At 54.1% G+C, this 8,770-nt stretch carries 7 protein-coding genes and 1 pseudogene; 3 read left to right on the forward strand and 5 right to left on the reverse strand.

The annotated features are described in order from the left end of the window. Positions 1 to 11: 11 nt before the first annotated feature. Positions 12 to 283: pseudogene (locus M0974_RS32790) on the reverse strand (VOC family protein); the annotation flags it as partial. A 374-nt stretch (positions 284 to 657) separates the two neighbouring features. Between M0974_RS32790 and M0974_RS32795 the strand changes: the two are divergent. Continuing rightward, positions 658 to 2,259 carry a DUF2235 domain-containing protein gene (locus tag M0974_RS32795; protein ID WP_297846429.1) on the forward strand — a complete coding sequence of 534 codons (1,602 nt, stop codon included), beginning with the start codon at positions 658 to 660 and terminating at the stop codon, positions 2,257 to 2,259. 9 nt (positions 2,260 to 2,268) lie between these two features. Further along, positions 2,269 to 2,937, forward strand: coding sequence for a DUF2931 family protein (locus M0974_RS32800; RefSeq protein ID WP_297846431.1), 669 nt, complete (start codon positions 2,269 to 2,271; stop codon positions 2,935 to 2,937). 120 nt (positions 2,938 to 3,057) lie between these two features. On the opposite strand, the gene M0974_RS32805 is transcribed toward M0974_RS32800, so the two are convergent. The 4 genes from M0974_RS32805 to M0974_RS32820 form a co-directional block, all read right to left on the reverse strand. Continuing rightward, on the reverse strand, positions 3,058 to 3,483 hold the full coding sequence (locus M0974_RS32805) for a VOC family protein (RefSeq protein WP_297846433.1): 426 nt from the start codon (positions 3,481 to 3,483) through the stop codon (positions 3,058 to 3,060). 106 nt (positions 3,484 to 3,589) lie between these two features. Then, positions 3,590 to 4,363 carry a MetQ/NlpA family ABC transporter substrate-binding protein gene (locus M0974_RS32810; RefSeq protein WP_297846436.1) on the reverse strand — a complete coding sequence of 258 codons (774 nt, stop codon included), beginning with the start codon at positions 4,361 to 4,363 and terminating at the stop codon, positions 3,590 to 3,592. A 57-nt stretch (positions 4,364 to 4,420) separates the two neighbouring features. After that, a complete protein-coding gene (locus M0974_RS32815) occupies positions 4,421 to 5,095 on the reverse strand; it encodes a methionine ABC transporter permease (protein ID WP_297846438.1) in 675 nt (224 codons plus the stop codon). Continuing rightward, on the reverse strand, positions 5,095 to 6,102 hold the full coding sequence (locus M0974_RS32820; RefSeq protein ID WP_297846439.1) for a methionine ABC transporter ATP-binding protein: 1,008 nt from the start codon (positions 6,100 to 6,102) through the stop codon (positions 5,095 to 5,097). Before M0974_RS32820 ends, M0974_RS32815 begins: the two co-directional genes overlap by 1 nt. 355 nt (positions 6,103 to 6,457) lie before the next feature. On the opposite strand from M0974_RS32820, the gene katE reads away from it, so the two are divergent. Continuing rightward, complete coding sequence (katE, locus tag M0974_RS32825) at positions 6,458 to 8,626, forward strand: catalase HPII (protein WP_297846441.1); 2,169 nt, start codon at positions 6,458 to 6,460, stop codon at positions 8,624 to 8,626. The last annotated feature ends 144 nt before the right edge of the window (positions 8,627 to 8,770 follow it).

The following is an 8,770-nucleotide window of genomic DNA, read 5'->3' on the forward strand; positions in this document are numbered from 1 at the left end:
TGAATGCGGTGTTACTTGGCGAACATCTGCCCAATGTCTTTGAACGACTTGAATTCCAGCGCATTCCCGCACGGGTCGAAGAGGAACATGGTGGCTTGTTCGCCGACTTGGCCCTGGAAGCGGATGTACGGTTCGATCACGAACGCGGTTTCGCGAGACTTCAGCCGATCACCCAGCGCTTCCCATTTACCACGCCGAAATGCGGTACCGGCACGTCATGGCCATCTACCGGGTTGCTCAGGGCATTTTCCTGGGCCGGGCTTTTGGCTTGCTGGTGGATAACCCCAAGTCTTCGTCGGCAAGAGAACTCCCACATTAGGGTCTCTATCTGTTACAAGATATTAGGTTGCACAAAAATTCTTTGGTGCCAGCCCGAAGAGTTGTTCCGTAACGCTATCAGGTTATGCTTAATTCGCAGAGTTTAGTCCTGTTGGTTGTAAGAAATATCCTTCGCGTATGTAGGAGTTTAGGGTGGTGTCGGATAGGTATTGCGATATTTTGTTGTGTGACTATAAGCTGTATTGTGAACCTCAGAAGATTCAGACGAGGTCATAAAGTATTTAGCATCAATGTGCGCATAGACTTGATTCAAGTTGTGCAACTAGTTGCGCAGCTTGAATAGGGTTTATATCTCAAAATAGTTTAGGAGTGGAATTCATGAAGGAACACGATCCAAAAAGCTGCCGTATATGTCAGGCGAACCGTCCTAAAGGCATCGAAGACATGACTCCCCAACAGCTCGCCGCTCGCGAGGAGTTGCAAAAACCTTACTTGGCTGGGATAGCTGCGGGTGATGCACATCGTGCAGCGGCAGCGCGCAGGGTCGCAGACCATGAGGCGAAGGAGCAGGCGAGCAAGATCAAAGTCACCTTGGTCATCGGTGTGTTCTTCGATGGCACGGGGAATAACGCCAGCAATACCGAAGCGGGTATTCTCTGCGGTGCGCACCATGCGGTAAAACCCGCTGATTTGGACAGCAGTTGCCAACCCTATATGAGCGACCCGGATAGTAGTTACGGCAATGATTTCACCAATGTGAAGAAGCTGAGCGATCTTTATTACGCCCCAGATGAATTAGAAGGAGACAGGCAAGAAAAAATGGCTTACCGGAAAATCTATATAGATGGCATCGGTACTTTAGCAAGGAAAAAAGACAGCTATCTCGGTTCCGGCCTGGGTCGCGGCGAAACAGGAGTAACCGCCCGTGTTCAATTAGCGTTTGATCGTATCGAAGAAATAATTAGTGACCTCGCCAAAGAAAACTCAAGTTACGCGATCACCCATATTATTTTTGATACCTTTGGGTTCAGTCGAGGCGCTGCCGCCGCTCGACACTTTGCAAACCTAGTAGCTCTGGGGCGCCGAGGCCCTTTACGCGGAACGTTTATAAGGCAGCGCCAGACGTTTGAGCGTTTCTTTCACGATGAATATAATTGCGATATTCATATTGGGTTTGTTGGGGTTTTTGATACCGTTGCGTCTGTAATTGGCATGAACAGCTTATTAAGATTTAATAGAACTGGTACTGATGGCCTTTCTCTAAATCTACCTCGCTCTCAATTTCCCCATGTTGTACATTTAGTAGCGAGAGACGAATATCGCTATAACTTTCCGCTGAGCCGGGTTTCCGCTGGGCATTCTGAAATAACATTGCCGGGGGCACACTCGGACATTGGGGGCGGGTATCGGCTCGAAGCAGAGGAATGCTTACTGGTCAGTCCTATGCAAGTTCTAACTGTAGCTAAAAATTGTGATGTAAAGAGCACTGCCATCTACCATGACGCCGAACAGGAAATGAAGCGGATGATCGGTGACGGTTGGCCCGCTCACCTATTGGAAATTATTACCCCCGAACCGACCATTCTAGACCCTGATTCAACGGACCGAATGGCTCCCCGGCAAAAACGAATATACGTGGCTTTGCAACTCAAGCGATCTGTGCGTGGGGAGCTGTCTCAGATTTATCTGCGGGTGATGCACCAATTGGCTAAACAAAAAAAGGTACGGTTCCTGGATATCCCTGAGTTACCTAATTATATTATTCCTTCAGAGCTTCAATCGCTTTGTGATCGGTTTGTTGCTGGGGATTACTCTACAACCCCAGGGGAAGAAGCATTGCTGAGGGCGCGATATATCCATTTGTCGGCCCACTGGAACCATCCACTTGGTCAAGCTGAAAGCGGTCGCCACGGGCCTCGAGTGTTTTATATCAACTCCCCAGCGGAAGCTAGAGTGCGAGTTTTACACCCCTCCGCTTAGGGAAAAGCAATGAACAAGAAAATACTATTTGCCTTGTTAATCGTTTTTATATCGGTCGGGTGTCAGCGGTTTGATCCTATGTCGGGGACACGTGACCCTCACATATCTTGGTGGGATTTACGCTTCACTGGACCGTCTTACATGGTAGGAGTTATCGAGGACAGCGCGGTAGTTGATATCAACGGAGAGCTTTTCCGGCATGGTTCTTCTGGTGCTGTTGGCTACGGTGATCCCGGTGATGAAAAAGAGTCTGCGAAGGGGTGGTCGGGGACAGGGGCTAGCGGTAGGTCTGTAACCGGCGCTGATTTTCCTCGACGGATCTTTGTGCGCTGGCAGTCAATAGTGGAGCCGCAGACCTATCGAGGATGGATAGAAATTCCCGAAGAGGCTCGACAAATCATGCGAACGTCCACTGCCAGGCGTTGCCCGAGCGCGCCGGAACAAAGGACGCGCGTTTCTGCAGCGGTTACGTTGGGCCTTGCCCCCGGCGGGATTATTCAGCTGTGGGTAATGGATAACTGCCACCGTGCCGTCAAAATCGCTGATGCTCGCGTTCAAGCTGAAATTGAACCATTGGGGCCGTCCCAAGGGTTGACCGAGGGAAGATACGCTTACAAAATCAGCGATGTTTCCAAGCGCTACATAGAACGATTTGGTATTCCGTACGGCAGTTGGTAGTCCATCAATGTCCAATCCCCTGTGGAGCCAACTTGTTGGCGAGAAGGCTGGCGCGGTTTATCTGAAACACCGCCTCGCCAACAAGTTGCTCCTACAGATGTGTCGCCGTTGAATGCGGTATTACTTGGCGAACATCTGGCCAATGTCTTTGAACGACTTGAATTCCAGCGCATTACCGCATGGGTCGAAGAGGAACATGGTGGCTTGTTCGCCGACTTGGCCCTGGAAGCGGATGTACGGTTCGATCACGAACTTGGTTTCGCGTGTTTTAAGCCGATCAGCCAGTGCTTCCCATTCTTCCCAGCCCAGCACCACACCGAAATGTGGCACCGGCACGTCATGGCCGTCCACTGGGTTGCTCAAGGCATTTTCCTGGGCCGGGCTTTTGGCTTGCTGGTGGATAACCAACTGATGACCGAAGAAGTCGAAGTCGACCCAATGGTCGCTGCTGCGGCCTTCGGCGCAGCCAAACACTTCGCCGTAGAAGTGCCGAGCGGCGGCCAGGTCGTAAACTGGGATTGCCAAATGGAAAGGCGACAGCGCCATGACATGCGTCCTCGATCGGGGGTAGGAAGAGCCCGAGTTTAGGCCTACGCACGGTATTGGTGTCAATACAGCAGGACGCCATCCAGTGTAAATATTAATTAATTGATTAAAACGCCGAAATCACTGCGCCCTGATATTTTTCCAGAATGAATTGCTTCACTTCCGGACTGTGCAAGGCGGCAACCAATTTTTGCATCGCAATCGAATCCCGGTTATCCGGACGTGCGACCAAAATGTTCACATAAGGCGAATCGCTGCCTTCGATGAGCAACGCGTCCTTGGTCGGATCCAGTTTGACCGCCAACGCGTAGTTGGTATTGATCAAGGCCAGATCGATGCTGGTCAGTACGCGCGGCAGCGTAGCGGCTTCCAGTTCGCGAAACTTCAGCTCCTTTGGGTTAGTGGCAATGTCTTTGGGCGTCGACAGAATGTTGGTGGGATTCTTAAGCGTAATCAAACCGCCTTTCGCCAGCAGCAACAGTGCGCGGCCTTCGTTGGTAGGGTCGTTTGGCAGGGCAACGGTGGCGCCATTCGGCAGGTCATCGACCTTTGTATAGGTGCTGGAGTAAGCGCCCAATGGTTCGATATGGACCTTGGCGACGGCCACCAAGTCGGTGCCCTTGCCCTTGTTGAATTCATCCAGATACGGCTGGTGCTGGAAGAAATTGGCGTCGAGACGCTTCTCTACGAGCTGTACGTTAGGCTGGATGTAATCGTTGAAGACTTTGATTTGCAGATTGATGCCATCTTTGGCCAACATCGGTTTGACCACTTCGAGAATTTCCGCGTGGGGCACGGCCGAGGCGCCGACGGTCAGGGTTTCATCGGCGTAGGCGCTCAGGGCGAACAAGGCGGCAACTACTGCGAGAAGCTTTTTCATGCATCAACTCCGTTGAAAAAAGACCCTCTCGGGCGAGAGAGTCTTGGCTATCTAGGTCTACCGGTGGGTGAAATGCGCCACCAGCTTGTCGCCGATGGTTTGCAGGACTTGCACCAGGACCAATAGCAATACGACCGTCACGAACATCACATCGTTCTGAAAGCGCTGATATCCATAACGGATCGCCAGGTCGCCGAGGCCACCCGCTCCCACGGCGCCGGCCATGGCAGTAAATGACACCAAGGCAATGGCTGTGACCGTCACGGCAGCCAGAATGCCGGGGCGTGCTTCCGGCAACAATGCTTTGATGATGATCTGCCGGGTCGTTGCGCCCATGGCCTGGGTCGCTTCGATGATGCCTTTATCGACTTCGCGCAGTGCCGTTTCGACCAGACGGGCAAAGAACGGCGTTGCGCCGGCTACCAGCGGCGGCAAGGTGCCGAGAACACCCAGTGAGGTGCCGGTGATCAGCTCGGTCAACGGCATCATTACAATCAGCAAAATGATGAACGGTAACGCTCGCAGCATGTTAACCAGCAGCGCCACAGTGGCGTATAAACGCCGGTTTTCGAGCAACTGACGCGGCGAGGTCAGGAACATCAACACTCCCAGCGGCAAACCCAGCAACACCGTAAAGGCCAGGGAAATACCGAGCATGACCAGCGTATCGCCGGTCGCGATCCAGATTTCGTACCAGTCGACGTTGGAAAACAGATTGATCAGAGTGTCCATCACCGCAGCACCTCCATGTGTACATCCGCCGCGGTGAAGCGGGCAAACGCCGCCTCGATGTCGCCACCGGTGATGGCCAGCGTCAGCTGCCCGTAGGGGGTGTCTTTGATGCGGTCGATCCGGCCAGCAAGAATGCTGTAATCAACGCCGGTTTCCCGCGCAACAGTGCCCAGTAGCGGTGCGTAGGTGGATTCGCCTTGGAAAGTCAGGCGCACGATGCGGCCTTGCACGTGGGCAAAGTCATCGCGCAGCTCGCCTTCATCAACCTGGTCATCTTCTTGCACGAAGCGCTTGGTGGTCGGGTGTTGCGGGTGCAGGAATACATCCGCCACGGGGCCTTGCTCGACGATTTTGCCGGCATCCATCACGGCCACGTAATCACACACGCGACGGATGACATCCATCTCGTGGGTGATCAAAACGATGGTCAGTTTCAGCTCTCGGTTGATTTCAGCCAGCAACTGCAAGACCGACGCCGTGGTTTGCGGGTCAAGGGCGCTGGTGGCTTCGTCGCACAGGAGGATTTTCGGTTTCGTCGCCAACGCACGGGCTATGCCCACTCGCTGTTTTTGTCCGCCGGACAACTGTGTGGGGTACTTCTTCGCCTGGTCCGATAAGCCGACGCGTTCAAGCAGTTCGGCGACGCGGGTATCGATTTGGCTTCGGGTCATATCGCCAGCGAGGGTCAACGGCATGCCGACGTTATCGGCTACCGTTCTGGACGCCAGCAAATTGAAGTGCTGGAAAATCATCCCGACTTGCCGACGAAAGCCGCGCAAAGCGTTGGCGTCGAACGCGGTGACGTCTTCGCCATCAACGATGATTTGGCCGCCGCTCGGAGTTTCCAGGCGATTGATCAGCCGCAGCAAGGTGCTTTTACCCGCGCCAGAATGTCCAATCAGGCCGAACACCTGACCGTCTTCGACCCGCAGGCTGGTGGGGTGCAGAGCGGGAATTTCCCGGCCTGTAACCCGATAGGTTTTGTGGACGTTATGAAACTCGATCACGTAGCGAACCTTGTGGGGGCGCGATAAGAAAGGGTGGTGAAAGAGCCGAATTCTCAGGCGTTCTTACTACCAGCGAACACCGGCTGGATAAGCCGGGCGCGCATTTTAGCCTGTCCGGCTGGAGGTTCTTAGCATTAATTTGCTACCGGACCTATGAAACGGCAATAACGCTAGTCGAATTTTAACGCCGACAGCAGGTAGACCAAAGGTCGCAAAAAATAGGGAACGGCTGTTTTTCACCTTAGTCACTAATAGGCACCTGCACTTTCTGAGTTCCGTGTCAGGAAAGCCAAACCCGATTAGACCCGTGCTGACCCAGTCGCCGGGTTACCTGCGTCCGAGGAGTTTTAGTCTGATGGCCACGAAGAAGACCATAACCAACACCACTACCCTCCCTCATTCCGATACCGTTAATAGCCAGATGGCCGGCACCGATTCATTGGATCGGGGCAACACCAACAAAAAACTGGAAAGCCTTGAGCCGTTTCGATCCGACGCTACTGGGCAAGCTTTACGCACTAATCAAGGCGTGAAGGTTTCGGATAATCAGAACACGTTAAAGGTCGGTGATCGCGGTCCGTCCTTGCTTGAAGACTTCATCATGCGTGAAAAAATCACGCACTTTGACCATGAGCGGATTCCAGAACGCATCGTCCATGCGCGCGGCACCGCCGCTCACGGCTATTTTCAGACCTACGAAAACCACGCACTGCTGAGCAAGGCTGGTTTCCTGCAAGACCCTGGGAAGAAGACTCCAGTCTTTGTCCGCTTTTCCACCGTCCAGGGGCCGCGCGGCTCGGGCGATACGGTGCGTGACGTTCGTGGTTTTGCGGTCAAGTTCTACACCGAGGAAGGCAACTTTGATCTGGTCGGCAACAACATGCCGGTGTTCTTCATTCAGGACGCGATCAAGTTTCCGGACTTCGTGCACGCCGTAAAACCTGAGCCGCACAACGAAATCCCAACCGGTGGCTCAGCCCACGATACTTTCTGGGATTTCGTCTCGTTGGTGCCGGAGTCGGCGCACATGGTGCTGTGGACCATGTCCGACCGGGCCATTCCGAAAAGCCTGCGGACGATGCAGGGCTTTGGCATCCATACCTTCCGGCTGATCAACGCCGAAGGTAGGTCGACCTTCGTCAAATTCCACTGGAAGCCCAAGTTCGGCGTTTGCTCTCTGCTGTGGGATGAAGCGCAGAAACTGGCGGGCAAAGACACTGATTTCCACCGTCGCGATTTGTGGGAATCAATTGAAACCGGTGATTATCCAGAGTGGGAACTTGGCGTGCAGATCGTCGCTGAGGAAGACGAGCACTCGTTCGACTTCGACATCCTCGACCCCACCAAAATCATTCCCGAAGAGTTGGTGCCCGTAACCCCGCTGGGCAAAATGGTGCTCAATCGCAACCCGGATAACTTTTTTGCTGAGACCGAACAGGTCGCGTTCTGCCCCGGCCATATGGTCCCCGGCATCGATTTCTCCAACGACCCGTTGCTGCAAGGTCGGTTGTTTTCCTACACCGATACGCAGATCAGCCGGCTGGGTGGCCCGAACTTCCATGAGATTCCGATTAACCGCCCACTGGCGCCTAACCACAGCAGCCAGCGCGACGCACATCATCGGATGACCATCGACAAAGGTCGGGCCTCTTACGAGCCCAACTCGATTGACGGTGGCTGGCCGAAAGAAACGCCGTCTGCGCCACAGGATGGCGGTTTCGAGACCTACCCCGAGCGCCTCGAAGCGCACAAGGTGCGTCGTCGCAGCGAATCGTTCTCTGACCATTTCTCGCAAGCGACGCTGTTTTTCAACAGCATGAGCCTTCACGAGAAAGAGCACATTATTGCGGCGTACAGCTTCGAGTTGGGCAAAGTCGACCGCGACTGGATTCGCGCCCGCCAGGTCAACGAGATACTGGCAAATATCGATTTGGAGTTGGCATCGCGCGTTGCTGCGAACCTTGGTTTGGCGGCACCCACCACGGGGACTGTTCCGTCTAAAAAGGTTTCGGTAACGCAATCCCCGGCGCTGAGCCAAGTTAATTTGCTGTCCGGCGATATCGTTTCGCGCAAAGTGGCGATTCTGGCTGCCAATGGTGTTGATGGTGCGGCTATCGACGCCTTGAAGAAGGCACTTGAAGCTGAAGGCGCACACACCAAGTTACTCGGACCTACGTCAGCACCGATCACCATGGCGGATGGCAACACGCTGGCGGTGGATGCTTCCATGGAAGGTATGCCGTCCGTTGCATTTGACGCGGTGTTTGTGCCGGGCGGTGCAGATTCGATCGCGGCTCTTAGCACCAACGGCGTGGCGCTGCACTTCCTGTTGGAGGCGTACAAGCATTTGAAAGCTATCGCGTTGAGTGGTGAAGCCAGTCAATTGCTGGACGTTCTGCACTTGGAGGCGGATGACGGATTGTTGGTGGGCAAGAATGGCAAGCTGTTCAAGCCATTTATCGCCGCAATCGCACAGCACCGGGTGTGGGCGCGGGAGCCTAAGGCCAAGGCGATTCCGGCTTAATCTACTTCGGCTACAGAGGTCCGTGGATTGATTGAGACCTCTGTGGGACCGAATTTATTCGGGAAGGGTCGTGTGCGGTCTATCTGACGTACCGCGTCGCCAAAATTCGCGAATGAATTCGCTCCCACCGGGGAATCTCGGTTC

It is taken from the genome of Pseudomonas sp. (genome assembly GCF_026224925.1).
Lineage (GTDB): Bacteria > Pseudomonadota > Gammaproteobacteria > Pseudomonadales > Pseudomonadaceae > Aquipseudomonas.

Bases quoted from the DNA above. Each gene is read 5' to 3' on its own strand.
- M0974_RS32795 (WP_297846429.1), top strand. From the start codon at position 658: ATGAAGGAACACGATCCAAAAAGCTGCCGTATATGTCAGGCGAACCGT.
- M0974_RS32800 (WP_297846431.1), top strand. From the start codon at position 2,269: ATGAACAAGAAAATACTATTTGCCTTGTTAATCGTTTTTATATCGGTC.
- M0974_RS32805 (WP_297846433.1), bottom strand. From the start codon at position 3,483: ATGGCGCTGTCGCCTTTCCATTTGGCAATCCCAGTTTACGACCTGGCC.
- M0974_RS32810 (WP_297846436.1), bottom strand. From the start codon at position 4,363: ATGAAAAAGCTTCTCGCAGTAGTTGCCGCCTTGTTCGCCCTGAGCGCC.
- M0974_RS32815 (WP_297846438.1), bottom strand. From the start codon at position 5,095: ATGGACACTCTGATCAATCTGTTTTCCAACGTCGACTGGTACGAAATC.
- katE (WP_297846441.1), top strand. From the start codon at position 6,458: ATGGCCACGAAGAAGACCATAACCAACACCACTACCCTCCCTCATTCC.